The sequence below is a fragment of the Uliginosibacterium sp. 31-12 genome, from assembly GCF_030548425.1.
GTDB lineage: Bacteria > Pseudomonadota > Gammaproteobacteria > Burkholderiales > Rhodocyclaceae > Uliginosibacterium > Uliginosibacterium aquaticum.
The window spans coordinates 300089-322015 of the sequence record NZ_JAUOOA010000004.1 but is presented as its reverse complement, the minus strand read 5'-3'; the positions used below and the strand labels follow the sequence as shown (position 1 = coordinate 322015).

25 protein-coding genes are annotated in these 21927 nt (G+C 61.1%); 14 read left to right on the top strand and 11 right to left on the bottom strand.

The features are described from left to right. Positions 1 to 43 precede the first annotated feature (43 nt). The 4 genes from Q3Y64_RS10505 to polA form a co-directional block, all read right to left on the bottom strand. Positions 44 to 1072, bottom strand: a complete 1029-nt coding sequence (locus Q3Y64_RS10505) for an alpha/beta hydrolase (protein ID WP_303561618.1) — start codon at positions 1070 to 1072, stop codon at positions 44 to 46. 121 nt (positions 1073 to 1193) lie between these two features. Further along, the gene (locus tag Q3Y64_RS10500; protein WP_303561616.1) at positions 1194 to 2249 is read right to left on the bottom strand and encodes a zinc ribbon domain-containing protein; all 1056 of its coding nucleotides are present in this window, start codon (positions 2247 to 2249) and stop codon (positions 1194 to 1196) included. A gap of 109 nt (positions 2250 to 2358) precedes the next feature. After that, the gene (locus Q3Y64_RS10495) at positions 2359 to 3396 is read right to left on the bottom strand and encodes a hypothetical protein (protein ID WP_303561613.1); all 1038 of its coding nucleotides are present in this window, start codon (positions 3394 to 3396) and stop codon (positions 2359 to 2361) included. Between the two features lie 125 nt (positions 3397 to 3521). Then, entirely contained in the window at positions 3522 to 6308 is a 2787-nt protein-coding gene (gene polA, locus Q3Y64_RS10490) for a DNA polymerase I (protein WP_303561611.1), read from the bottom strand. A gap of 113 nt (positions 6309 to 6421) precedes the next feature. Here polA and Q3Y64_RS10485 point away from each other — a divergent pair, with 113 nt between their 5' ends. From Q3Y64_RS10485 to Q3Y64_RS10465, 5 genes are all read left to right on the top strand, one after another. Beyond that, positions 6422 to 7150: a TIGR00730 family Rossman fold protein gene (locus Q3Y64_RS10485; RefSeq protein WP_101940614.1), complete on the top strand. Its 729-nt coding sequence runs from the start codon at positions 6422 to 6424 to the stop codon at positions 7148 to 7150. 101 nt (positions 7151 to 7251) lie between these two features. Continuing rightward, complete coding sequence (locus tag Q3Y64_RS10480; protein WP_303561608.1) at positions 7252 to 7608, top strand: hypothetical protein; 357 nt, start codon at positions 7252 to 7254, stop codon at positions 7606 to 7608. Continuing rightward, positions 7605 to 7955 carry a hypothetical protein gene (locus tag Q3Y64_RS10475; RefSeq protein WP_303561606.1) on the top strand — a complete coding sequence of 117 codons (351 nt, stop codon included), beginning with the start codon at positions 7605 to 7607 and terminating at the stop codon, positions 7953 to 7955. Before Q3Y64_RS10480 ends, Q3Y64_RS10475 begins: the two co-directional genes overlap by 4 nt. Positions 7956 to 7973: 18 nt before the next feature. Then, entirely contained in the window at positions 7974 to 8963 is a 990-nt protein-coding gene (locus Q3Y64_RS10470; RefSeq protein WP_303561604.1) for a Gfo/Idh/MocA family protein, read from the top strand. 23 nt (positions 8964 to 8986) lie between these two features. Beyond that, a complete protein-coding gene (locus Q3Y64_RS10465) occupies positions 8987 to 10669 on the top strand; it encodes a tetratricopeptide repeat protein (protein WP_303561602.1) in 1683 nt (560 codons plus the stop codon). Between the two features lie 50 nt (positions 10670 to 10719). Here the strand turns inward: Q3Y64_RS10465 and Q3Y64_RS10460 are convergent, their stop codons facing one another. Then, positions 10720 to 11214 (bottom strand): nucleoside 2-deoxyribosyltransferase, encoded by a 495-nt coding sequence (locus Q3Y64_RS10460; RefSeq protein ID WP_303561599.1) that lies wholly within the window; start codon positions 11212 to 11214, stop codon positions 10720 to 10722. Between the two features lie 67 nt (positions 11215 to 11281). Beyond that, the gene (locus Q3Y64_RS10455; protein WP_101940610.1) at positions 11282 to 12181 is read right to left on the bottom strand and encodes a recombination-associated protein RdgC; all 900 of its coding nucleotides are present in this window, start codon (positions 12179 to 12181) and stop codon (positions 11282 to 11284) included. Positions 12182 to 12268: 87 nt separating this feature from the next. Between Q3Y64_RS10455 and Q3Y64_RS10450 the strand changes: the two genes are divergently transcribed. The 3 genes from Q3Y64_RS10450 to murB are packed head-to-tail and all read left to right on the top strand — an operon-like array spanning position 12269 to position 13720. Then, on the top strand, positions 12269 to 12481 hold the full coding sequence (locus Q3Y64_RS10450) for a hypothetical protein (RefSeq protein ID WP_303561597.1): 213 nt from the start codon (positions 12269 to 12271) through the stop codon (positions 12479 to 12481). Between the two features lie 24 nt (positions 12482 to 12505). After that, positions 12506 to 12667 carry a hypothetical protein gene (locus tag Q3Y64_RS10445; RefSeq protein ID WP_303561595.1) on the top strand — a complete coding sequence of 54 codons (162 nt, stop codon included), beginning with the start codon at positions 12506 to 12508 and terminating at the stop codon, positions 12665 to 12667. A 30-nt stretch (positions 12668 to 12697) separates the two neighbouring features. Then, positions 12698 to 13720 (top strand): UDP-N-acetylmuramate dehydrogenase, encoded by a 1023-nt coding sequence (gene murB, locus Q3Y64_RS10440; RefSeq protein WP_303561594.1) that lies wholly within the window; start codon positions 12698 to 12700, stop codon positions 13718 to 13720. Here murB and Q3Y64_RS10435 read toward each other — a convergent pair. Next, positions 13717 to 13890, bottom strand: coding sequence for an oxidoreductase-like domain-containing protein (locus Q3Y64_RS10435; protein WP_101940607.1), 174 nt, complete (start codon positions 13888 to 13890; stop codon positions 13717 to 13719). The genes murB and Q3Y64_RS10435 overlap by 4 nt on opposite strands. A 74-nt stretch (positions 13891 to 13964) precedes the next feature. On the opposite strand from Q3Y64_RS10435, the gene Q3Y64_RS10430 reads away from it, so the two are divergent. The 5 genes from Q3Y64_RS10430 to purU all read left to right on the top strand — a co-directional run bounded on the left by Q3Y64_RS10430 (position 13965) and on the right by purU (position 16781). Then, positions 13965 to 14423, top strand: a complete 459-nt coding sequence (locus Q3Y64_RS10430) for a hypothetical protein (protein ID WP_303561590.1) — start codon at positions 13965 to 13967, stop codon at positions 14421 to 14423. A gap of 80 nt (positions 14424 to 14503) precedes the next feature. Next, the gene (thrH, locus tag Q3Y64_RS10425; RefSeq protein ID WP_303561588.1) at positions 14504 to 15124 is read left to right on the top strand and encodes a bifunctional phosphoserine phosphatase/homoserine phosphotransferase ThrH; all 621 of its coding nucleotides are present in this window, start codon (positions 14504 to 14506) and stop codon (positions 15122 to 15124) included. Positions 15125 to 15161: 37 nt separating this feature from the next. Further along, positions 15162 to 15554 (top strand): hypothetical protein, encoded by a 393-nt coding sequence (locus Q3Y64_RS10420; RefSeq protein WP_101940604.1) that lies wholly within the window; start codon positions 15162 to 15164, stop codon positions 15552 to 15554. A gap of 3 nt (positions 15555 to 15557) precedes the next feature. Beyond that, positions 15558 to 15917, top strand: a complete 360-nt coding sequence (locus Q3Y64_RS10415; RefSeq protein ID WP_303561586.1) for a 5-carboxymethyl-2-hydroxymuconate Delta-isomerase — start codon at positions 15558 to 15560, stop codon at positions 15915 to 15917. 3 nt (positions 15918 to 15920) lie between these two features. Further along, positions 15921 to 16781 carry a formyltetrahydrofolate deformylase gene (purU, locus tag Q3Y64_RS10410; protein WP_170022157.1) on the top strand — a complete coding sequence of 287 codons (861 nt, stop codon included), beginning with the start codon at positions 15921 to 15923 and terminating at the stop codon, positions 16779 to 16781. A gap of 87 nt (positions 16782 to 16868) precedes the next feature. Here the strand turns inward: purU and Q3Y64_RS10405 are convergent, their stop codons facing one another. From Q3Y64_RS10405 to Q3Y64_RS10390, 4 genes are all read right to left on the bottom strand, one after another. Then, positions 16869 to 18518: a hypothetical protein gene (locus Q3Y64_RS10405; protein ID WP_303561583.1), complete on the bottom strand. Its 1650-nt coding sequence runs from the start codon at positions 18516 to 18518 to the stop codon at positions 16869 to 16871. Between the two features lie 200 nt (positions 18519 to 18718). Continuing rightward, on the bottom strand, positions 18719 to 20209 hold the full coding sequence (gene amt, locus Q3Y64_RS10400; RefSeq protein ID WP_303561581.1) for an ammonium transporter: 1491 nt from the start codon (positions 20207 to 20209) through the stop codon (positions 18719 to 18721). Between the two features lie 19 nt (positions 20210 to 20228). Continuing rightward, positions 20229 to 20567 carry a P-II family nitrogen regulator gene (gene glnK, locus Q3Y64_RS10395; RefSeq protein WP_101940599.1) on the bottom strand — a complete coding sequence of 113 codons (339 nt, stop codon included), beginning with the start codon at positions 20565 to 20567 and terminating at the stop codon, positions 20229 to 20231. A gap of 53 nt (positions 20568 to 20620) precedes the next feature. Beyond that, positions 20621 to 21406, bottom strand: a complete 786-nt coding sequence (locus tag Q3Y64_RS10390; RefSeq protein WP_303561580.1) for a TorF family putative porin — start codon at positions 21404 to 21406, stop codon at positions 20621 to 20623. 269 nt (positions 21407 to 21675) lie between these two features. Between Q3Y64_RS10390 and Q3Y64_RS10385 the strand changes: the two genes are divergently transcribed. Next, a complete protein-coding gene (locus Q3Y64_RS10385; protein WP_101940597.1) occupies positions 21676 to 21927 on the top strand; it encodes an accessory factor UbiK family protein in 252 nt (83 codons plus the stop codon).

The following is a 21927-nucleotide window of genomic DNA, read 5'->3' as shown; positions in this document are numbered from 1 at the left end:
CCTTGCGCCCGGTTTTTTTGTCTCGCGAATCAGCACATCCGACTCACAGATTGGCCTTGTCATCCCGGATAGCCGGCACACGCTTGAGGGGCTGGCCCAGGGTCTGCCGGAACCAGCTGGTAACCCGCTCGATCACCGGGGCCTGAAACCAGGTCAGATCTCCATGGCCCGCGCCTTCTACCAGCACATACTCGGCCTTGTTGCCACCGGCAACCAGAGCCCGATAAAGCTGGGCACTCTGCTCCGGGGAAACATGTTGGTCGGCGCTGCCGTGAAAGAGCAGGAACGGCGGCTTCCGGCCCTTCACGTGTCCCATAGAGCTTGCGTCTAGCGCCTTCTCAGGCGTGCTCTGCACCGACGCGCCCGCAAAGCCCGCAAACGCCGGGCCATTCAGCAGCAGGGCTTCGGTCACCGCAGGCGATTCATGAACCAACCGGAGCTTGTCCGGAAAACCGGCGCCAATGTTCAGCAGGCTGGAAATGCCATACAGGCTGACCACGGCCTGCACGTCACCGGACTTGTCGAGAAAGACGCCCTTGTCGAAGCGTTTTTCGCCCGTTGCTGCACCGAGCAACTGCGCCACATAGCCCCCAGCCGAATCCCCCAGCGCGCCAATCCGCGCCGGATCGATGCCGTACTCCGCCGCGTGCTCACGCAAGTAACGCACGGCCGCGCGGGCATCCTCAAGCGGCGCCGGGAAGCGATCGGGCACCGTGCGGTACTCAACCGCCGCCACGACAAAACCCGCCCGGGCCAGTGCCATGCGCATCTCGATGAACTTCTCATGTTCAGACGAGATAAAGCCTCCTCCCGGGAAGTACACAATCGCAGGCTTCAGCTCATCGGTGCGGGGCACAAGCAAGGCCATGCGCATCTGGCGAACCGATCGCGTCGATTTCCATTGTGCATAGATCACCCCGCTGATGCTGTCGACCTGGCCCGTCTCCTGGGCAATCCGGATCACCTGGGCCCCCTCGGTATAGCCCGCCAAGTCGGCAGGCCCGCTGGCCTGCGCCCACTGGGTCGAACCCAGCATCCCGATCAGCAGCAGCAGCAAGAGGGAGCGAAACATGATGGCAATCCTTTCAGATAGAAGCTTGTGGCGATCGGCTCGGGTTAGCGCAACCCGGCCTGGCCGGGCTGTCATTCTGCTCTTTGTCCTGCCCGCGCGAGCCCGGAAATGAGCGCGAATTTCATGCGGCCTTGGCGACCGAAGCCTTGGCCGAGGCCCCGCACGCGTAGCAGTAACGCGCAAACGCGTTTTTGCGCGTGTTGCACTGGCCACAGTGATCGAACAGGCTCAGGCCGCAGTGCGGGCAGAAGTCGGTTTTGCCGTCGCTCATATTTACCGTGCGCTCGCAGCCTGGGCAGATGTTTTTCGACATGCGTGTCTGCGCCAGGTCGTAGTCCATCTCGCGTTGGCGCTGCTGTGCCGGTTGCGCCTCGGCCTGCTTCTGCTGCTCCAGATAGCGCTGCAGGGCCTGGATCGCATAGCGCCCGCCCACCACCGTGATCACGATGCCCACGATGTAGCGCACATAGCCGCCGTAGCTCGGCAGGTAAGGCACCAGCTCCACGAAGAAGGCGAACAGCGCAAAGATGATGAAGCCCCACACGAAGGGCCAGGAACTCGTCTTGCGCTTCTTCGCGAACAGCCAACCCGCCGCCGCCAGCAGGGGCAAGGTCAGCAGCAAACGGTAACCAAAGACGCGCAACTCCTGTGCGCGTAGCGCGCTCAAATATGCGTCGCGAGCGCTGTCCTGCAGGCTCTGCAGTTCACGCTGGGCGCGCTCCTTGGCCTGACGCGCATCCAGCGCCGCCTGCTGCTGCTTCTCCATGCCGGCCAGCGCCTCGCGTTCGGCCTGCCGCAATGCGTCCAGCTGCTGGGTGCGGGCAATCAGCTCCTGATCCTGCTCGGGCCGCGCGGTGGCCTTGCGCGTCGCCAGCCAGTTGCTGAAGGTCTCGCGCGCGGCGCGATTGTTCGCCGCCGCCGACTGATGGCCCAGCTGCGCCTGTTCGAGTGCGTCCTGCGCCTCGCGGGCATTGATCTCGGCCACGCGGATGGCCTCTTTCACGGCTGGGGCACGCGCCGGATCCAGATAATCATCCAGCGAGCGCCGCACCTCCACCTGCGGCAAATCGCCCACGATGGTATTGCCCAGCCCCACCAGAAACCACGCAAACAACAAGGCCACCAGCCACAGGCCGCGATGAAACCATTTCTCGGAAAAACGCAGGGTTTTGCTCATGAAATGCTCCTTGTTGTTGAACCTAGTGGCGTAGTTTCAAACCAGCAGTGGCTGAAACAGTTGGGGCAAAAAGCAAGGCTTGACCCCAGCCTTTTCCGGGTTATGGCCTTTACGCTCGACTCCCCCTCGTGGAACACACTCCGTGTGCTGCCATCGCGTCGTTAAAGTAGGTCACCGCCAACTTATAACGTGTATAGAAAACGTAAATGTCAGTGTGGAATTTTTCACCACTCAATATATCTGCCAATCGATAAGTATCCTCCGGCAGAATTTTCTCCGGCAGAGGAGCTCCAGACAGCACTTGCGTCACGACGGAAAGCGGCCTCGCCGAATCGGGGCAAGTCACAGCCAGCGGGGGCAGTACCTTCAACACTTCATCAATGCGCTTCTTTGCCTGCGAGAAGTCGCGAGCATCCTCGAGATATAGAGTCGCCCGCCGCAAGACACAGTAACTATCCTGATCTTCGCAAGGGCTACCAAACAGCGACGAAGAGGCCCCCTGCTCTGGAAATTCTTGTTTGAATTGAAAGCTGAAGACAAATGCCAACATCCACACACAAACAGGAATAAGGATTGCTGCCCGAAACAATTGTCCCAACATTCCATCACTCTTTTCTTTGGCCGCATCCACCCCCAGCGTCTCAGCATATTCAGCAGACACGCCCGTTTCGCGAGCTTCCATCGTTGCATTCGCAAAACTCACTTCAAGCTCACCCCTCCAGATCAAGACAATGGCGGTTATCGCCAGAGAAAGCATCAAAGCTTTGAAACCAAGCTCAAAAAAGAAATAAGCCTGGCTTGACGCAGAAAACCTCGGCACCCAAGCTAGGGCAAAAACCAGCAGCAAATTCAAGCAGCAAATCACCAACTCACTTCGCCAATCAAGCCTTTTCAGGCCAAAGCGATTCCGTACGCCTCGCAAAATCAGATAGCTACTCCCGCAAACAATGGGCACACCACACAGCAACGTTGTGGTCCAGAACCCGAACTCCCAGAAAATGGCCGGCGTTCCGAAAAATCCCAGAAAAGTAGCCCCCATGCTCCCGGCAGCACCCGCAATCAAACCACTCGTAACTCCAATGATGAAAACCATCGACAACACCGAACTGGTCTTTGACAGCACCTTTTGAAACTTTGAACTGAGCATGCTCTCTTCCCCTATTGTTTTTTATTTTGGTCACATTCGAAAATCTGGGTAAGCAAGCCCGGTTACTAGATCAACGATTAGCCCTGTTGAGACATAGTCGGATCCAGGTCGCCCGGACCTTGTCTTCAATGCGCCTCATCCCAATTTGCTCCCACCCCAACTTCTGCCAGCAAGGGCACCTTCAGCTCCGCTACCCCCGCCATCAGTTTCGGCAGCATTTCCTTCACCAGCGCCAGCTCTGATTCCGGCACTTCGAGGATCAGCTCGTCATGCACTTGCAGCAGCAATTTACTCTGCAAGTTTTCGGCATTCAGCCAGTCATACACGCGGCGCATCGCGAGTTTGACGAGATCGGCCGCCGTGCCCTGCATCGGGGCGTTGATGGCGGCGCGCTCGGCGCCCTGGCGGCGGCCGGCGTTGCTGCTTTTGATCTCGGCGAGCCACAGGCGACGGCCGAAGACGGTTTCCACAAAACCTTGGGTGCGCGCGGCGATGCGGGTGTGCTCCATGTAGCGGGCGACGCCGGGGTAGCGGGCGAAGTAGCGGTCGATCCAGCTTTGCGCAGCGCTGCGTTCGATTTCCAGCGAGCGTGCGAGGCCGTGGGCGCTCATGCCGTAGATCAGGCCGAAGTTGATGGTCTTGGCATAACGGCGTTGTTCGCTGCTGACTTCACTGCTCGGTACGCCGAAGACTTCGGCGGCGGTGGCGCGGTGCACGTCTTCCCCCTTGGCGAAGGCTTCGAGCAGGCGCTCATCTTCTGAGAGGTGGGCCATGATGCGCAGCTCGATCTGCGAATAGTCGGCCGAGACGATGCTGTAGCCCGCCGGGGCGATGAAGGCCTGGCGGATGCGGCGGCCTTCCTGGGTGCGCACGGGGATGTTCTGCAGGTTCGGCTCGCTGGAGGCGAGGCGGCCGGTGATCGCGCCGGTCTGCGAGAAGCTGGTGTGCACGCGGCCGGTGGCCGGGTTGACCATGCGCGGCAATTTATCGGTGTAGGTGTTCTTGAGCTTGGCCATGCTGCGGTATTCGAGCAGCAGGCGCGGCAGCGGGTAATCGAGGGCGAGTTCGGCGAGCACTTCTTCGTCGGTGCTCGGCGCGCCGCTGGGGGTCTTTTTCTTCACCGGCAGCTTGAGCTGATCGAAGAGGATTTCGCCGAGCTGCTTGGGGCTATTCAGGTTGAAGGGCTGGCCGGCCGCCTCATAGGCTTGCGCTTCGATGGCCATCATCTTGCGTCCGAGTTCGTCGCTCTGCTGAGCGAGCAGGCTGGAATCGATCAGCACGCCCTGGCGCTCCATGGCCCACAGCACTTCCTGCACCGGCAGCTCGACTTCGCGATAAACGCGGGTGAGGCCTGGCTCGGCCGCGATCAGCGGGCTGAGCTTCTGGTGCACGCGCAAGGTGACATCGGCATCCTCGGCGCCGTAAGCGGTGGCGAGGGTGAGATCCACGTCGGCAAAGCCGATGGCTTTCGCACCCTTGCCGCAGACATCGGCGTAGGAGAGGGTTTCCATGTTGGTGTAACGCTTGGCGAGGCCGTCCAGATCGTGGCCCTTGTCGCTCTCCCACGCGGCGGATTCGAGCAGGGTGTCTTCCGCCACGCCGCGCAGGCGGATGCCATGGTTGGCAAGCACATGCATGTCATATTTCAGATTCTGACCGAGCTTGGGCTTGCTCGCGTCTTCGAGCCAGGGCTTCAGCGCGGCGAGCACTTCATTCAGCGCTAACTGATCCGGCACACCGGGGTAACGATGGGTGAGCGGCAGGTAGGCGGCCTCGCCCGGGGTGACGCAGAAACTCATGCCCACCAGCAGCGCCTGCATGCCATCAAGGCTGTCGGTTTCGGTGTCGAAGGCGGTGAGCGGCGCGGCATTGATTTTCGCCAGCCATTTCTCCAGCGCCTCGCGGGTGAGGATGCATTCGTAGGCCTCGCGGTGGGCGGCACTGCGCTCGGTGGGCGCTTCATCGGCTTCGCGCACCGGCGCGGCGGGAGCGCGCAAAGCGGGCGCGCTGCTGTCACCAAAGAGGCCGCCCTGCTCGCCGACTTCGGCTTTCGGGGCCGCGGGTGCGTCGCCCTGAAGGCCGCGCAGCCAGCCACGAAATTCCCAGCGGGTGTAGTGCTCCAGCAGGGTGGCGTTGTCCGGCTCGCGCCAGGTGAGTTCGTCGAGCGATTCGGCGAGCGGCACATCGGTGACGATGGTGACCAGCTTTTTGCCCATGGGGATGAAGTCGAGCGCCTTGCGCAAATTCTCGCCGACCACACCCTTGACCTTGTCGGCGTTGGCGACGAGGTTATCCAGCGTGCCGTATTCGGTGAGCCATTTCACGGCGGTCTTGGGGCCGCATTTCTCGACGCCCGGCACGTTATCGACGGTGTCGCCCATCAGCGTGAGGTAGTCGACGATGCGCTCGGGCGGCACGCCGAATTTCTCCAGCACGCCGGCGGAATCGAGTGATTCGTTCGTCATGGTGTTCATGAGCGTCACGCCGGGCTGCACGAGCTGGGCCATGTCCTTGTCGCCGGTGGAGATGATCACCTCGAAGCCGCGCTCCACGGCCTGGCGCGTGAGCGTGCCGATCACGTCATCCGCCTCCACGCCGGGCTCCACGATCACCGGCCAGCCGAGCGCACGCGCGCAGGTCTGGATCGGCTCGATCTGCGGAATCAGATCCTCGGGCGTGGGTTTGCGGGTGGCCTTGTATTCGGGGAACCAGTCGTTGCGGAAGGTCTTGCCCTTGGCATCGAACACGCACACCGCGTGGGTGGCGCCGATGGAATCCCGCAACGGCATGAGCATGCTGAGCACACCGCGCAGCGCGCCGGTGGGCTCGCCGGCCTTGTTGCGCAGATCAGGTAGCGCATGGAAGGCGCGGAACAGGTAGCTGGAGCCGTCGACGAGCAGGAGTTTGGACATGGTGGATTCTGGAATACGGACTGGGAAAGAGTGAAAGCCGGGCAAGCGGCTTGCCTGATACGGCGAATTGCACGCAGACTGTCTGCTCAAGTCCGACAAGAACAGGATGAGCCATGAGTACCAAACACAAGCTGCCGCCGTTTCGCGCCCCTTCGCTTGCCGAGCAAGGCGAACTGGCCCGCGAGGCCTGGCGGATCTTCGGGATTATGTCAGAGTTCGTGGAGGCCACTGAGCGCCTGAAGCCGATCCGCCCGGCCGTTTCGATCTTCGGCTCGGCCCGCACCAAACCCGATCACCCTTATTACGAACTCACCGAAAAGATCGCCCGCCTGCTGTCGGACTCCGGCTTCTCGGTGATTTCCGGCGGCGGCCCCGGCATCATGGAAGCAGCCAACAAGGGCGCCTTTGCCGGCAAGAGCCCCTCGGTAGGCCTGAACATCCAGCTGCCGCACGAGCAGAGCGGCAATCCGTATCAGGACGTATCGCAAACCTTCCGCCACTTCTTCCCGCGCAAGGTGATGTTCGTGCGCTTCGCCCAGGCCTATGTGGTGATGCCCGGCGGCTTCGGTACGCTGGATGAAGTGATGGAAGCGCTGACCCTGATCCAGACCGGCAAGGGCCGCAAGATCCCGGTGATCCTGGTCTGCAAGGATTTCTGGGCGGGCCTGATCGACTGGTTCCGCAATACGCTGGTGACCGAGAAGATGATCAACCCGGCCGACATGGACCTGATCCAGATCATCGACGACCCGGAGGAGATCGTTGCCGCGATCTTCAAGCACTACGAACAGCGCGGTTTCAATGATCTGCCGGACGAGCACGAGCTGATGCTCAATCTTTGACACTGCGCGGGGCACCCTCTGCCCGCGCATGGCAAACTGCCGGCCGCCCTGCGAGGCATGCCCAGCCATGGGCACTGATATTCAAACCACAGGAGACACACTTGATTGCCAGGAAACTTCAGGGCCTCGCCCTGCTGCTGCCTGCATGCCTGCTGCTGCAGGCATGCAGTTCAGCCCCTACCATGGTCGCCCCGCAGCCGCCGGCCAAATACCAGAAGCTCGGCCGCGCTGAAGGCCAGGCTTGTGGTGCGCTGGGCATGGTCGCCACGGCTTACTACGCCATCCCTATGGGCCTCAACAGCCGCGTGGAACGCGCCTACGCAGCTGCGCTGGAGAGCGTGCCGGGTGCCACCAGCCTGATCAACGTGGAAATTCAGGAGCAATGGACCTGGGCCGTGCTGGCCACCGCCCGCTGCACCACCGTGACCGGCGACGCGATCAAGGAGAACAAGGAATGAAGAAGACTCTCACCCCCCTCCTGCTCGCCCTGAGCCTGCTACTGGGTGCCTGCGCCAGCCCGGTGGTGAAGCTCGGCAGCGTGAGCTCGCTGGAGCAGATCGACACCAGCAAGGGCGAGAAGCTCACCGCCTCGGCCTCCGGCTTTCAGCTGCTGCTGTTCATCCCGATCGCGGTCAACGGCCGCCAGCGCAATGCCTACGACAACCTGCTCGAACAGGCCGGTGATCGGCTGCTGACGGATGTGAAGATCACGGAATCGTGGACTTACGCTTTCATCGGCACGGTCTATACCACCACTATCGAGGCCACCGCGTATCCGAAACGCACGGCCGACGTGAAGCAATAAGCAGCAAGGAGCGTGACGATGACGGCGAACGGCAATCCTGCACTGAAAATCCGCTGGGGCATTCTCGGCTGCGGTGAAGTCACCGAAGTAAAAAGCGGCCCAGGCTTCCAGAAGGCGGCCGGCGCCGAACTCGTCGCCGTGATGCGCCGCAATGGCGAGCTCGCCGCCGATTACGCGCGTCGCCACGGCATCGCGCGCAGCTACGACGACGCGGCCCGTCTGATCGCCGATCCGGAGGTGGATGCGGTCTATGTCGCCACCCCGCCCGGCGCCCACCTGCCGCTCGCCCTGTTGTGCGCCGAGGCCGGCAAGCCCTGCTATGTGGAAAAACCGCTGAGCCTGAACCATGCCCAAAGCCTGCAGATGGTGGAAGCCTTCGCCGCACGCGGCGTGCCGCTGTTCTCCGCTTATTACCGGCGTGCCATGCCGCGCTTCCAGAAAATCCAGGCCTTGCTCGCCAGTGGTGCCATCGGCGCACCGCGCTATGCAAACCTGCAACTGCATCAGCCGATCCCGGCCGAGGACCTCGATCCGGACGGACCGGGCTGGCGCGTAAATCCAGCCCTCTCCGGCGGCGGACGCTTTGTGGACATGGGCTCGCACCAGCTCGATTTCTTCGACTACCTGTTCGGCCCGGTGAAGGATGTCCACGGCTTTGCGGCCAGCCATGCCGGCCTGCCGGCGGAAGACACGGTGAGCGCCGTGCTGCGCTTCGAAAACGGGATATCGGCCAGCGCCAGCTGGTGTTTTGCGGCCGGTGACCGGCTCGATCGCTGCGAGATCGTGGGCGATGCGGGGCGCATCGTGTTCGCTACATTCGACGACAGCCCGGTACGCCTCTTCAATACCGAAGGCGAACAGGCCTTCGCCATCCCGAATCCGGCCCATGTGCAGCAACCACTGATCCAGAACGTGACGGACTGTCTGCTGGGCCGCGCCGAAGCGCTCTCCACCGGTGCAAGCGCGGCACGCACGGACGCGGTGATTGACCGGATTCTGGGGCGCTGATTTTCAAATCTAAGATCAAGGTCATGCTGCTTGACGTCCTCTTTGATGCTTTCCGGGAACGCAGAGCCATTCGGTTAAACAACCGAGGTGATCAGCTCTGGCAGCAGGGGCGCACTGCCGAAGCGGAAAATTGTTTTCGGTCGGCAATCAGAACGGATCCTTCATGTGCCCTAGCATTCAGTAATCTCGGAATGCTATTGATGGCGCGCCACCGCTACGAAGATGGATTCAAACTGATCAAGCGTGCCGCTGCACTGAACCCGACTCACTCCGGCATTTTGGTTAATTACGGCAATGGTCTGATGATGGCAGGCCAAGTACAGGAGGCTGTTCGCCAGTACCAGAAGGCGCTAGAACTGGATCCAAACAATTCAAGGCTCGCGGCGAGTTTGGTTCGGCCTTTACTAGATGTATGCGACTGGGACGGAATTGACCAGCTCCTTGCACGTACCCGGTCCAGACAGGATACGGATACAGCGCTGGACGTTATTCAACCATTCAACGCACTGTTCCTGCCTCTATCTCGTCGGGAGCAACTAAATATTGCTCGCAATTGTGCCAAGGCTTATGAAAGAGAATTCACACCACTCAAGCCACGTACAGCGCGCTCCAGTCCCCGCATCAAGGTTGGGTATCTGTCCGCGGATTTTCATGACCATGCAACGGCGCACCTAACCTTGGGACTCTACCATCGTCACGACCGCTCTCGTTTCGAGGTGTATGCCTACTCTCTGGGACATCCAGACGAAGGGCTTTATCGCAAGAAAATCATGGGGGACTGCGACCACTTTTTGGACGTTCATTCTCTCGATGATGCACAAATCGCTACCCGCATTCAGGCTGATGGCATCGATATACTTCTGGATATGAAAGGCTATACGGGCGGCAGTCGCCCAGGGATTCTTGCTATGCAACCGGCTCCAGTCCAGGTTAATTACCTAGGGTACCCGGGAAGTATGGGTGCGGATTTTGTCCCCTATCTGATTGCTGATCCGGTTCTTATTCCGGAGTCCCACGAAATCGATTATTCAGAGCGAATCGTACGCCTGCCAGATAGTTACCAACCCAATGATGATCAGCAAGCCATCTCCGAGCGCTTCCAGTCTCGTGAGGAGGCGGGTTTGCCGGCAAAAGGCTTCGTCATGTGTGGGTTCCACGCCAGTGCCAAGATAACTCGGAGCACTTTTACCGCATGGCTGGAACTGTTGAAACGCATACCAGGTTCAGTTCTGTGGCTACTGAAGCTTCCCCCGGAAGCGGAAAGTAGGTTGAATAATGCCTGCGCGGCGGCAGGCATTGACCCATCACGCATGATTCAAGCCCAAGCATTGCCGAAAGCTGATCATCTGTCGCGACTGCGTTTTGCGGACGTATTTTTGGATACTTTCACTTGTAATGCCCACACGACTGCCAGCGACGCTCTTTGGGCAAAGGTTCCGGTTGTAACCTTGACTGGTGAAACCTTCGCGTCACGAGTTGCCACCAGTCTTCTCCATGCCGTCTGGCTGCCGGAGTTGTGCGCACGATCTGAGATTCAATATCTCGAAATCGTTTCAAACCTAGCAGCTGACCCTAGACTTTTATCTCATCTCAAGCTGCATTTAGCACAGGGGAATGCTCTGCCATTGTTCAATACGGATCGTTACGTCAAGAATCTGGATAATGTTCTTGAGCAACTGTTGGCTAAGCATAAGGTAACAACGTAAAACGGGCAGGGCTTCTAACACTGCTCTAACCCTCGCGATAGAACCAGCCCCTAGCAGCCCTGCGGTTGCGCCAGCGCCTTGAACAATGCCTCGTCCAACCCGCCCACCACAATCTTCGCCGGCACGGCCAGCATGAGGTTGAGCGGCAGGCCGAAGTTCTCCACGCTCAGGCCGTCGCGATCAAGCACGTGGCACTCGCTCTGAGTCAGTTCAGCCCCTTGCCAACGCGCAACGCGCGCGGCATGGCTGCAGGCTTCGTCCACATAGCCAATCACCGGCTTGCCTAGCGCCAGCGCAAAGCCGACCTCGAAGCTGGTGCCGGAGTCCGGCTCGGCGCCACGAAAGGCATTCAGGTTGGCCAGCACCACGTCGGCCGCTCGGATCATGGCGATGTTCTGCGCATAGATGCCGGCCGGGGTGGTGGCATCCCCATCCAGCGGGATCAGGGCCTCAACGCCCCGCGCCGCGCACAGGGCACGTGCGTCTTCCGCCCAACGCAAAACGTCGGGGCGGAACACATCAGGGCCGGCCAGGTAGGCTTTCATGCTTGAAATACTGTCGGAGCAGTTCTGGCCGCGAACGGCATTTGCGGCGACAGCCGCTCCTACAAGATCAGATCGTCTTCACTTCCCCACCCAGCGCGTCCAGAAGCGCCGGGAAGAGCTTGCCGAGTTCCAGGCTCATCAGTGCGAAGTCGGCGTCGAACTGCTCTTCGCGGCTCTTGGCATCGCCCTCTTCCTTGCTATTGAGGGTGTCCAGCGCTTGCACACGCTTGACCTCGAACTTGTCGGTCAGGATGAAGCTGATGCGGTCATCGAAGGTCAATGCAAGCTTGCTGACCTGCTTGCCGCTGGCGATATGCTCGCGTATTTCCTCGCCTTCGAGGCTGTGGCGCACATAACGCACGGCACTCGCTTCGTCGGTGAGGGCACGTAGTTCGCAATCCTGATCGATGGTGAAACCGGCCGGGGCTTCGCCGCCGGCGAGCCAGTCGGTCATCGCGGCGCCGGGGCTGCGCTCGGTGTTGAGCAGTTTGAGGGGCAGCTCATCAAGTGCCTTGTGCAGAGCTTCAACCAGCGGTTCGGCAGAGGTACGGCTGGAGGCGTCGACGGCCAGCCAGCCATTCTTCGGGTCGATCCAGGCGTAGGACTTGCGGCGGCGCGTGAAGGCGCGCGGCATCAACTCCATGGTGACCGCTTCCTTGAGCTCCTTCATCTGCTTGCGGCCGGGCTTGAAGCCTTGCTGGGCTTCGATTTCCTCGGCGCGATCATCGCATTCCTGCTTGATCACCGAGGAGGGCAGCAGACGCTGCTCCACCCCGAGGGCGATCAGCCACTGGCCACCCACGCTGTGGACCAGACTATCCTGAATCACCGGCGCCCAGCCCTGGCTGGACAGATCCTGGCTGCCGCAAGGCTGGAAAGTGAGGCGTTCGAGTTGCTCGGAGAGGCGATCAGCGGTCATGTCCCACTGTTCGGGCAGGCGGTAGAGTTGAACGTTACGGAACCACATGGCGGGATCAAGGGTATTTGAAGGAAGGCGGCATGATACGTGTCCGCTTGCCCCCGGTCATCCTGCTTGACGCGAAGGAGCTCGAGAATGAAGAAGTCGATTTGTGTATCCTGCCTGCTGCTGGTGCTGAGCGCCTGTGGCGTTTCCGAGACAGCCGTGACGGCCGCCGCCGTGGGCAAGAGCAAGGCCGAGGAGATCAAGCAGGGCCAGCAGACCATGCAGAAAGTGCAGCAGGACATCGATGCTGCCAACCAGCAGGCCGAGGCCCAGCGTAAGGCTACCGAGCAGGCGGCGCAGTAAACAATCTTCCAGAAGGAGTCACCGATGCAGTTCAAACCCAGAAATCCGATCGTGCCGGCCATGGCGCAGCGCCGCGGTGCCGGCGCGCACAAAAAAACCGCCAAGGCTCGCCGCCAGGATGAGAAGCGCGCCCTGCGCCGCGCACGTGACGAAGCGGGTTTTGTTCAGCACATGCGTGTGTGCTGAACAAAACCCGCTTCACTACCCACTGACCCGATGCCCTTTCCCTTCCAGCCAGACTTTGCGCTCGACGCGCTGAACACTTTCGGCCTGCCCTGCGTGGCTCGCCGCTATGGCGAGATTCTGTCCGCCAGCCAGCTCGCCAATCTGGTCCGCAGCGGCGAACTGAACGGGGATCGCGTGCTGGTGCTGGGGGGCGGCAGCAACATGCTGCTGCCGGAAAAGTTCGAGGGCACCGTGTTGCGCATGGCCATCCCGGGCCGGGAGCTGATCGGCAGCGACGACGATCACCACTTCGTGCGTGCCGGCGCCGGCGAGAACTGGCATGCGTTCGTGCGCTGGACGCTGGAGATGGGCTGGCCGGGTCTGGAGAACCTGTCCCTGATCCCCGGCACGGTGGGGGCTGCACCGGTACAAAACATCGGCGCTTACGGGCTGGAGATGTATGAGCGCTTCCTGGTGCTAGAGGCCGTGGACCTGAAAAGTGGCAGCACCGTGAGCTTCGATTTCGACAGCTGCCATTTCGGCTACCGCGATAGCGTGTTCAAACAGGAGGCGGCCGGCCGCTTCGCGATCTGCTCGGTGACTTTCCGCCTGCCCAAGCGCTGGACACCGCTGACCCGTTATCTCGACGTGAGCAAGGAACTGGCTGCGCGCCACATCATCGATCCGAGCCCGCTGGATGTCTCCGACGCGATCATCGCGATCCGCGAGCGCAAGCTGCCGGACCCGGCCCGCATCGGCAATGCCGGCAGCTTCTTCAAGAACCCGGTGGTCAGCGCTCCGCACCATGAAAAGCTGCTGGCGACCTTCCCGGCCCTACCGAGTTACCGCCAGCTCGATGGCAGCTTCAAGCTTGCCGCCGGCTGGCTGATCGAGCAGGCGGGCTGGAAAGGCAAGGCGCTCGGCCCGGTCGGCATGTACTCGGAACAGGCGCTGGTAATGGTCAATCAGGGCGGCGCCCGGCGCGCCGACGTGGAACAGCTCACCGAAGCCGTGCGCCGCGAAGTCGACACCCGCTTCGGAGTGAAGCTCGAAGTGGAACCGGAACGCGTCTAGTCTTCCTGCTCCAGCTGACGCAACTGCCAGGCTTCCAGCTCCAGTGCATAGCGCCGCTGGGCATGCTGGTAGATGGTCCACACACAAGCCTCGCCGCATTCATTGCCACAGCAGGCAAAGGCATCCGGCTCACGCGGCGGTTCGGGGCGGGGGTCAGGTATCTGGCTCATGGCCTGATCTTACCCGGTGGTGCTGGCGCGCATAACTGCTACATTTCCGGGGTCTTTCACGGAAGGATTTCCTCATGCGTATTCCCATCCTGCTGGCCGCCCTGCTCGCTTCCGCCAGCATCCAGGCCCAGACGCCGCCCATGCCCAAGCTGCTGCCACTCACGACAACGGACATCCCGCAGGAGTGCGGCTGCAGCTTCGGCGTGAAGAAGGGCGAGACGCTGATGTTCTGGAGCTGGGAGAACGACAAGCAGCACGCCCTGATCCGCGAGGAAGGCGACGGCCTGCGCAGCCTGCGCCTGTTCAGCGAAAAGTATTTCCCGGCCCAGCACGAACCGCCGCGCCCCGGCGAGCGCATGACCCTGCAGCTCTCCTACGGCAACTGGAGCATCCAGAGCGCCAGCGAAGTCACGCGAGCCTGCTCGCCCAAGGCCAAGAGCTGCACCGGCACCGATTACCGCAACCTGATGGTGCTGCAGTGGGCCGGGCGCCAGCGCCTGGAGCTCAAGGGCTGGGCGCACTGCGGCTGTTGAGTGCGGCTGCAGCACACATGATCCCGCTTGCCCGGACGGGTACAATGCCGGGTTTTCGACTTTAGCTCCGAAGGTTCATCGTGCAGATCGTTTGTCTCGACATGGAAGGCGTGCTGGTCCCTGAAATCTGGATCGAGTTCGCCGAACGCACCGGCATCCCGGAGCTACGCCGCACCACCCGCGACGAGCCGGATTACGACAAGCTGATGCAGTACCGCCTGGCTATCCTGCGCGAGCACAAGCTGGGCCTGCCGGACATCCAGAAGGTGATCGGCGAGATGGGCCCAATGGAGGGCTGCGTCGAGTTCCTCGATGGCCTGCGCCGTGATTACCAGGTGGTCATCCTGTCCGACACCTTTTACGAATTCGCCAAGCCGCTGATGGCGCAGATGAGCCAGCCCACGCTCTTCTGCCACCGCCTCGAAGCCGATGCGGCGGGCATGCTGGTGAATTACCACCTGCGCATGCCGGACCAGAAGCGCCACGCGGTGGAAGCCTTCAAAGCTCTCAACTTCACCGTGATCGCCGCCGGTGACAGCTACAACGACACCGCCATGCTCGGCGCCGCGCACGCCGGCATCCTGATGCACCCGCCCGAAAACGTGGTGCGCGAGTTCCCGCAATACCCGGTGGTGCGCGATTACACCGCCCTGCGTGCCGAGATCGACAAGGCCGCGGCGCGCCTCGGCGAAGCGGCCTGAGCCTCCCCATTCCAATCGGTACCAACAGGAGTCGTTCATGAACACCCCGGTGAATCCTTATCAGGCCCCCAAGGCCAGCGTTGGCGATATCCATGATGGCCTGAACACTTCCGGCGGTGGCAAGGATGCCGTGATTCCGGAAGGCGTGAAGGGCTGGAGCTGGGGAGCCTTCCTGCTCAACTGGATCTGGGCCATCGGCAATAAGACCTGGATCGGCCTGCTCGCGCTGGTGCCCTACATCGGCTTCATCGTGGCCATCTACCTGGGCATCAAGGGCCGCGAGCTGGCCTGGCGCAACAAGGAGTGGGACGACCTCGAGCACTTCAACCGGATCCAGAAACGCTGGTCCGCCTGGGGCGTCGGCCTGATCATCGTGCCGGCCCTGATCGGCATCCTTGCCGCCATCCTGATCCCGATGTTCAATCGCTGAACCATGCCGCATCTCGTCCTTGAATACACCGCCAACCTGCTGCCGGACTTCGAACCGGCCCAGGCCCTGCATCGCATGAACACGGTACTGCTGGCGTCCGGCGAATTCATCCCGGATCACATCAAGAGCCGCGCCGTGCGCCTCGACGATTTTCTCGTCGGCGATGCCGCTCCGGGCGGTTTCCTGCATGCGCGCCTGCACCTGCGCGCCGGGCGCAGCGCTGAAACCAAGCAGGATCTGGCCGAAGGTCTAGTCGCCGCCCTGCGTTCCTGCGTGATGAGCAGCCCGGTGCTGCCGGTGCAGATCACGGCCGAATCACGCGACATGGATCAGGCCTACGCCAAGGCCATCGTTCAAAGCTGAATCATGCACACCCAACGCTTCTACACGCTGACCGCCTCCTGCCCAGACCGCAGCGGCATCGTCGCCCGCGTCTCCGGCTTCCTCGCCGAGCACGGCGGCTGGATCTTCGAATCCAACATGCACACCGATCACGACACGCAGCGCTACTTCCTGCGCATCGAGATCCGCGCTGACTCCATCCCCTTCATGCTGGCCGAGTTCCGCGAGCGCTTCCGCCCGATCGCCGAAGAGCTGAAGATGGACTGGAAGATCACTGACAGCACGGTGAAGAAGCGCGTAGTGCTGATGGTCAGCAAGCAGGAACACTGTCTGTACGACCTGATCGGCCGCTGGCAGAGCAAGGAACTCGATATCGAGATCCCCTGCGTGATCTCCAACCACGAAACCTTCCGTGGTCTGGTCGAATGGCACGGCATCCCCTTCCATCATGTGCCGGTCACCGCCGACAACAAGCCTGCCGCCTACGCCGAAGTACGCCGCATCTTCGAGGAAGTGCGCGGCGACGTAATGGTGCTGGCGCGCTACATGCAGATCATCCCGCCGGACATGTGCCGTGATTACCCTGGCCAGATCATCAATATCCACCACAGTTTCCTGCCCAGCTTTGTCGGCGCCAAGCCCTATCACCAGGCCTACACACGCGGCGTGAAGCTGATCGGCGCCACCTGCCACTACGTGACGGAAGAGCTGGATCAGGGCCCGATCATCGATCAGGACGTGATCCGCGTCGACCACTCCGACTCGGTGGAAGACATGGTGCGTTACGGCAAGGACATCGAGAAAGCCGTGCTGGCCCGCGGCCTGCGCTACCACCTTGAAGACCGGGTGCTGGTGCACGGCAACAAGACGGTGGTCTTCCGCTGACAACTGCAGGCGCAGCCGCCAACTTCGAGCTGCATCGCACCCAATAAAAAACCCACCGCAGCGGGTTTTTTATTGTCCTCAGGCATTTCAGGCCACCGTCAGCGGGTAGATATCCTTGATGTCCATGATGTTCTTCTTGCTACCGTCCTCGATCTGGATATCGCCGTGGATGTAGCCACCCTGTGAGCGGAAGCCCGGAACAGCTTCGGGGCAGCCGCGCTCGGTAGCGATCAGGGTCAGCAAGGCCAGCGCATCGGTGTCGTCGAAGCGGCAGTGGATGTGCTTCTCACTCGGCACGAACATGCCGCGATGGGCATGCTTTTCCATGATCCGCTCGCCGATACTCCTGGCCAGTTCCAGATAGGCCGGCGCGCCAGTACTGCGAGCAACTTCCAGCACCGCGAAGAGCAGGATCGCGTCGGCTTTGGTGGCCACCAGCGGACCCTTGGGCGCTTTCGGGTCGGCGACATTCCATTCGCCAAGGCCGAAATTCTTTGCCATCGCCACCACGTGCTGCCACAGCGAATCGCGCCCGGAGATGGTCCAGGCCGTCACTGTGCTGAGGAACACGATGGTATTGATCGGCTTGCGCTCGAAGACCCAGCCCTTCTTACCGTAGAAACCACGGCGCTTGAATTCCTGGCCGGTAAGGTCCTTGCCATCGGCGAACATCGGCTTGATCTGGTTAGTTTCCGGCACGTAGGCATAGTGGAGCCAGGCTTCCAACCCATCTACCGCCCATTTCTTGAGCTTCTCGCCTTTGACGCCGAGCTGGCGCGCGAGGGTCAATTGCGCCAGGGTGCTATCACCATAGATGCCTTCCGGTCCGTTCATGGCGTCCGGGTCCATCTTGAAGAGCACCCAGGCTTCCTTGGCGACTTCGCCATACTCCGGGCCGAACTGGCGCTCGGCACGATCGCCGTAGAAGGAATAGGTGAATTGCGGATGGTTCTCGTCGGTCGGTGCTTCTTCGCGTTTGACCGGGCGGTTGAACTGGTAGCAGCCCAGGCCGGTCGCGGGATAGCGTGTGCGCACATATTGCCAGGCCATGAATTCGGCCCAGTCGAGCGCCTTCTCCTCGCCCGGCACCATCTGGCCCAGCAAACCGGCGGAATAGATCAGGTCATTGCCGATGTTCACGAAAGACAGGCCCTTGGCCTCGCGCATGATTTCGAGATCCGCATGCATCGGCTTGTCCCAGAAGCCCTCTTCGACCAGCGGACGGCCGTAGCTGCCGTGGCGGGTGAGTTCGAGGGTTTCCCAATTGTCGATGTGACAGTTCCACTCGGCTTTAATGAGCTTCGCCGCAGCCTGCGGATCGACTTCGAACATCAGTTCGTAGAAGGGGTAATGGTGCTTGATCTCATGCACCTTGTTCTTGCCCTCCGGGCCAACGGTGTCGAGGGTCTTCAGATCAAGGAAGCAATGGCCGCCCCAGGTCAGCAGACCACTCGGGTCAGCATGCTCGAAGTGCCACTGGATGGCAGCCTTGGCGGCCTCCTTGTATTTCGCGTCACCGGTCAGCGCAGAGAGCGCTGCCAGGGTGCGAAACAGGTTCTGCTGCGAGGCGATATTGGAGGGCTCCCAGTCGGTCCCCTCCATGTTGCGCCATTTCACCGGCTCGCCGGTGAAGGTATTCATGCCGTCGAAAAACAGCGGCGTGCCGTGATAGGGGTCGCGATACTTCTCGAGAATGGTATCGGCGTACTGGCGAATGTAATCAAGCATCGGGGTCATGGCGCATTCCTGATCTTCTGGAAGGGTGCGCTGCAGCAAGCGGCAGTGCGGGTCTTTCGTTCCATAGCTTACGACATTCGTAGCAGCCGACTTGAGCATTGGCTCAACTATTGATTCGATAAACGAAAAAAAACGGGCAGCCCTGAGGCTGCCCGTGGATCCTGGATCCGCCGCTCGCGCGACGGACTCCTTTCATATGCTCAGTAGTGGTAAGCCGATTCGCCGTGGCTGGTAACGTCCAGACCTTCGCGCTCTTCGTCTTCCGGCACACGCAGACCGATGAACATATCGACCAGCTTGTAAGCCACCACCGCCACGATACCGGACCAGATGATGGTCAGGCCGACAGCCTTGGCCTGAATCCACACCTGACCAGCGATCGAGTAGTCAGCCGAAACTGCGTTCGCAACGTAGTCGAAGATGCCCATGCCGCCCAGCGAAGGTGCAGCGAACACGCCGGTCAGCAGGGCGCCGAGGATACCGCCCACGCCATGCACGCCGAACACGTCAAGTGCGTCATCGGCACCGATCAGGCGCTTCAGGCCATTCACACCCCACAGGCAGATCACACCGGCAGCCAGGCCAATGATCAGTGCGCCACCCACGCCGACGAAGCCGGCAGCAGGCGTCACGGCAACCAGACCCGCCACGGCACCCGAAGCGGCACCCAGCATGGAAGGCTTGCCCTTGATCAGCCATTCAGCGATCAGCCAGGACATGGTGGCAGCAGCGGTGGCAACCCAGGTATTCACGAAGGCCAGACCCGCGTAGCCGTTGGCTTCCAGAGCGGAACCGGCGTTGAAACCGAACCAGCCCACCCACAGCAGCGAAGCGCCGATCATGGTCATGGTCAGGCTGTGCGGAGCCATGGATTCGCGACCGAAACCAATACGCTTGCCAACCATGAAGGCGCCGACGATGCCGGCCACTGCGGCGTTGATGTGCACCACGGTACCGCCCGCGAAGTCCAGCGCGCCCAATTGGAACAGATAACCTGCGGTGGCACCGGCAGCAGCACCCGCTTCAGCCGAGGTATAGGCATCGGGACCCGCCCAGAACCAGACCATGTGGCAGACCGGCAGATAGGAGAAGGTGAACCAGATCACCGAGAAGGCCAGCACGGCGCTGAACTTGATGCGCTCGGCAAAGGCGCCGAGGATCAGGGCCACGGTGATGGCGGCGAAGGCACCCTGGAAGGCCACGTAGATCAGTTCGCTGACATAGGAGCCCTTCGAGAAGGTGCCCGCTACGCTCTCCGGCGTCACGCCGGCGAGGAAGAGCTTACTGAAGTTGCCGATAAAGGCATTGCCTTCAGTGAAGGCCAACGAGTAACCGTAGACGATCCACAGCACGGTGATCAGCGCGAACACCACGAAGACCTGGATCAGCACCGACAGCGCATTCTTGGTGCGCACGAGGCCGCCGTAGAACAGGGCCAAGCCAGGAATCGACATCAGAATCACGAAGGCGGCAGAAACCAGCAGCCAGGCATTGTCACCCTTGTTAGCCACGGGCACGGCGGCAGCTGCCGGAGCCGAGGCTTCAGCCGCCGGAGCGGCGGCCGGGGCGGCAGCGGCCGGGGCCGCAACGGCCTCAGCAGCAACCGGGGCACTGGCGGCTTCCTGAGCCAGCGCAGCGCCGGAAAGCATGACGGAGAAAGCCGTCAGTGCAATGGCGAGAAACTTTTTCATTGTCTCTACTCCTGAAAGATCACAGAGCTTCCGAGCCGGTTTCACCGGTACGGATGCGGATGGCTTGCTGCAGGTCGAACACGAAGATCTTGCCATCGCCAATCTTGCCGGTGTTAGCAGCCTTCTCGATGGCTTCGATGACCTGATCGAGCAGCGCATCGTCGATGGCGATTTCAACTTTGACCTTGGGCAGGAAGTCGACGACATACTCAGCGCCACGGTACAGCTCGGTGTGGCCCTTCTGACGACCGAAACCCTTCACCTCGGTGACGGTGATGCCCTGCACGCCGATGGCGGACAGCGCCTCACGCACTTCGTCGAGCTTGAAGGGCTTGATGATGGCGGAAACGAATTTCATGGGTGGCTCCTTTGTTGGGCGCACTGCGAAGCAGCCCGCCCTGGTTGGAATGATCAGAAGGTCTTGCCGACGGTAAACACGACTCGGTCGGAGCCCAGATCACGGTTCAGTGCGCTGCGGTAGAAATCGCCAGAGCTGGCCTTGGCCGTAGTGGTCACGTAAGCCGCGCCGAGTGCCCAGCCCTTCAGGTCATAGGTCACGCCAATCTTGTAGTCGTTGTAGGAGGCGCCGGGGAAGTTGGCGACCAGCTGACGACCGGCATGCAGGTTCAGCACGAAGCCAGCGCCCAGTTCAGGATTCAGAGAGAGATCAAAGTACTGGCTGCCTTCGGACTTCTTGGTCGAACCATCCTCCTGAACGGCCTGGGCACCGAACAGGTTGGTGAAGGAGTAGGAATACTTGAAGGTGGCGAACTTGTAGCTGGTGCCGAAGTAACCTTCCAGCGTTTCCGGGTTCACAAAGCCGGCCGGGTAGGTGCCCGGGTACCAGTACTTCAGCACGCCCACATCAAGGGTCACATCGCCCACCGGCAGCTTGAAGCCGCCATAGGTGTCCACTTCAACCGAAGAGCTGACCTTGGCATCCGTGGCGCTCAGGTCCGACAGCCAGCTGATGTTTGAAGCCCAGGCACCGGCATACACGCCGCTGCTGTGGCTGTAATCCGCACCACCCTGGATGGCCGGCTTGCGATTGGTCTGGGCGATGCCGCGATAGATGTACTCGGAGGCCAGCGTCATGTTGCCGGTAAAAGTGTGAGCCGAAGCCGGCTCGTCAGCCGCAAAGGCCGGAACAGCAGCAAAAGCCGACAGCAGGGATGCAGCAATGATGGACAGACGCATGTGATTCGCTCCTTGAAAGAAAGAGACCAGAAACTGGTGTGCGGAGTCCTTAGCCGGTTTCGTGCCACTTTATCGAAACCCTCTCCAAATGGTCGTTTCTGCTCTTTATCCAGTCTCTGCCCGAAAGGGCTGGCGCACGCTTGTTGAGCATCATCAAGAAGGCTGCACCAAAGCCATGCATCAAGCTGGTGCATCCTCTGCGGCGTGTCGCAGTGTAAGCAAAAGCACTACACTGCCGGCGATTCCCCACCCTTCCGGAGCACGAAACCATGATTGATCCCAGCAAACCCGCGCAGATCTTCGAAGAAATGGGCAACAAGTTCAGCGAACTGATGCAAAGCGGCCCGGCCAAGGATTTCGAAAAGAACGCTAAGGCCATGCTGGCCGCCGGCTTTTCACGTCTCGATCTAGTCACCCGGGAAGAGTTTGAAGTGCAGAAAGCCCTACTCGAGGCAGCCTGTGCCCGGATCGAGGCACTGGAAAAGCGCCTCGCTGAGCGCGACAACCAGCCCCCTGCCTGA

Bases quoted from the DNA above. Each gene is read 5' to 3' on its own strand.
- murB (WP_303561594.1), top strand. From the start codon at position 12,698: ATGCCCTTTCCCTTCCAGCCAGACTTTGCGCTCGACGCGCTGAACACT.
- Q3Y64_RS10465 (WP_303561602.1), top strand. From the start codon at position 8,987: ATGCTGCTTGACGTCCTCTTTGATGCTTTCCGGGAACGCAGAGCCATT.
- Q3Y64_RS10475 (WP_303561606.1), top strand. From the start codon at position 7,605: ATGAAGAAGACTCTCACCCCCCTCCTGCTCGCCCTGAGCCTGCTACTG.
- Q3Y64_RS10500 (WP_303561616.1), bottom strand. From the start codon at position 2,249: ATGAGCAAAACCCTGCGTTTTTCCGAGAAATGGTTTCATCGCGGCCTG.
- Q3Y64_RS10495 (WP_303561613.1), bottom strand. From the start codon at position 3,396: ATGCTCAGTTCAAAGTTTCAAAAGGTGCTGTCAAAGACCAGTTCGGTG.
- Q3Y64_RS10470 (WP_303561604.1), top strand. From the start codon at position 7,974: ATGACGGCGAACGGCAATCCTGCACTGAAAATCCGCTGGGGCATTCTC.
- Q3Y64_RS10430 (WP_303561590.1), top strand. From the start codon at position 13,965: ATGCGTATTCCCATCCTGCTGGCCGCCCTGCTCGCTTCCGCCAGCATC.
- Q3Y64_RS10420 (WP_101940604.1), top strand. From the start codon at position 15,162: ATGAACACCCCGGTGAATCCTTATCAGGCCCCCAAGGCCAGCGTTGGC.
- Q3Y64_RS10505 (WP_303561618.1), bottom strand. From the start codon at position 1,072: ATGTTTCGCTCCCTCTTGCTGCTGCTGCTGATCGGGATGCTGGGTTCG.
- polA (WP_303561611.1), bottom strand. From the start codon at position 6,308: ATGTCCAAACTCCTGCTCGTCGACGGCTCCAGCTACCTGTTCCGCGCC.
- Q3Y64_RS10405 (WP_303561583.1), bottom strand. From the start codon at position 18,518: ATGACCCCGATGCTTGATTACATTCGCCAGTACGCCGATACCATTCTC.
- Q3Y64_RS10415 (WP_303561586.1), top strand. From the start codon at position 15,558: ATGCCGCATCTCGTCCTTGAATACACCGCCAACCTGCTGCCGGACTTC.
- Q3Y64_RS10445 (WP_303561595.1), top strand. From the start codon at position 12,506: ATGCAGTTCAAACCCAGAAATCCGATCGTGCCGGCCATGGCGCAGCGC.
- glnK (WP_101940599.1), bottom strand. From the start codon at position 20,567: ATGAAATTCGTTTCCGCCATCATCAAGCCCTTCAAGCTCGACGAAGTG.
- Q3Y64_RS10485 (WP_101940614.1), top strand. From the start codon at position 6,422: ATGAGTACCAAACACAAGCTGCCGCCGTTTCGCGCCCCTTCGCTTGCC.
- Q3Y64_RS10390 (WP_303561580.1), bottom strand. From the start codon at position 21,406: ATGCGTCTGTCCATCATTGCTGCATCCCTGCTGTCGGCTTTTGCTGCT.
- Q3Y64_RS10385 (WP_101940597.1), top strand. From the start codon at position 21,676: ATGATTGATCCCAGCAAACCCGCGCAGATCTTCGAAGAAATGGGCAAC.
- Q3Y64_RS10450 (WP_303561597.1), top strand. From the start codon at position 12,269: ATGAAGAAGTCGATTTGTGTATCCTGCCTGCTGCTGGTGCTGAGCGCC.
- Q3Y64_RS10435 (WP_101940607.1), bottom strand. From the start codon at position 13,890: ATGAGCCAGATACCTGACCCCCGCCCCGAACCGCCGCGTGAGCCGGAT.
- amt (WP_303561581.1), bottom strand. From the start codon at position 20,209: ATGAAAAAGTTTCTCGCCATTGCACTGACGGCTTTCTCCGTCATGCTT.
- purU (WP_170022157.1), top strand. From the start codon at position 15,921: ATGCACACCCAACGCTTCTACACGCTGACCGCCTCCTGCCCAGACCGC.
- Q3Y64_RS10460 (WP_303561599.1), bottom strand. From the start codon at position 11,214: ATGAAAGCCTACCTGGCCGGCCCTGATGTGTTCCGCCCCGACGTTTTG.
- Q3Y64_RS10455 (WP_101940610.1), bottom strand. From the start codon at position 12,181: ATGTGGTTCCGTAACGTTCAACTCTACCGCCTGCCCGAACAGTGGGAC.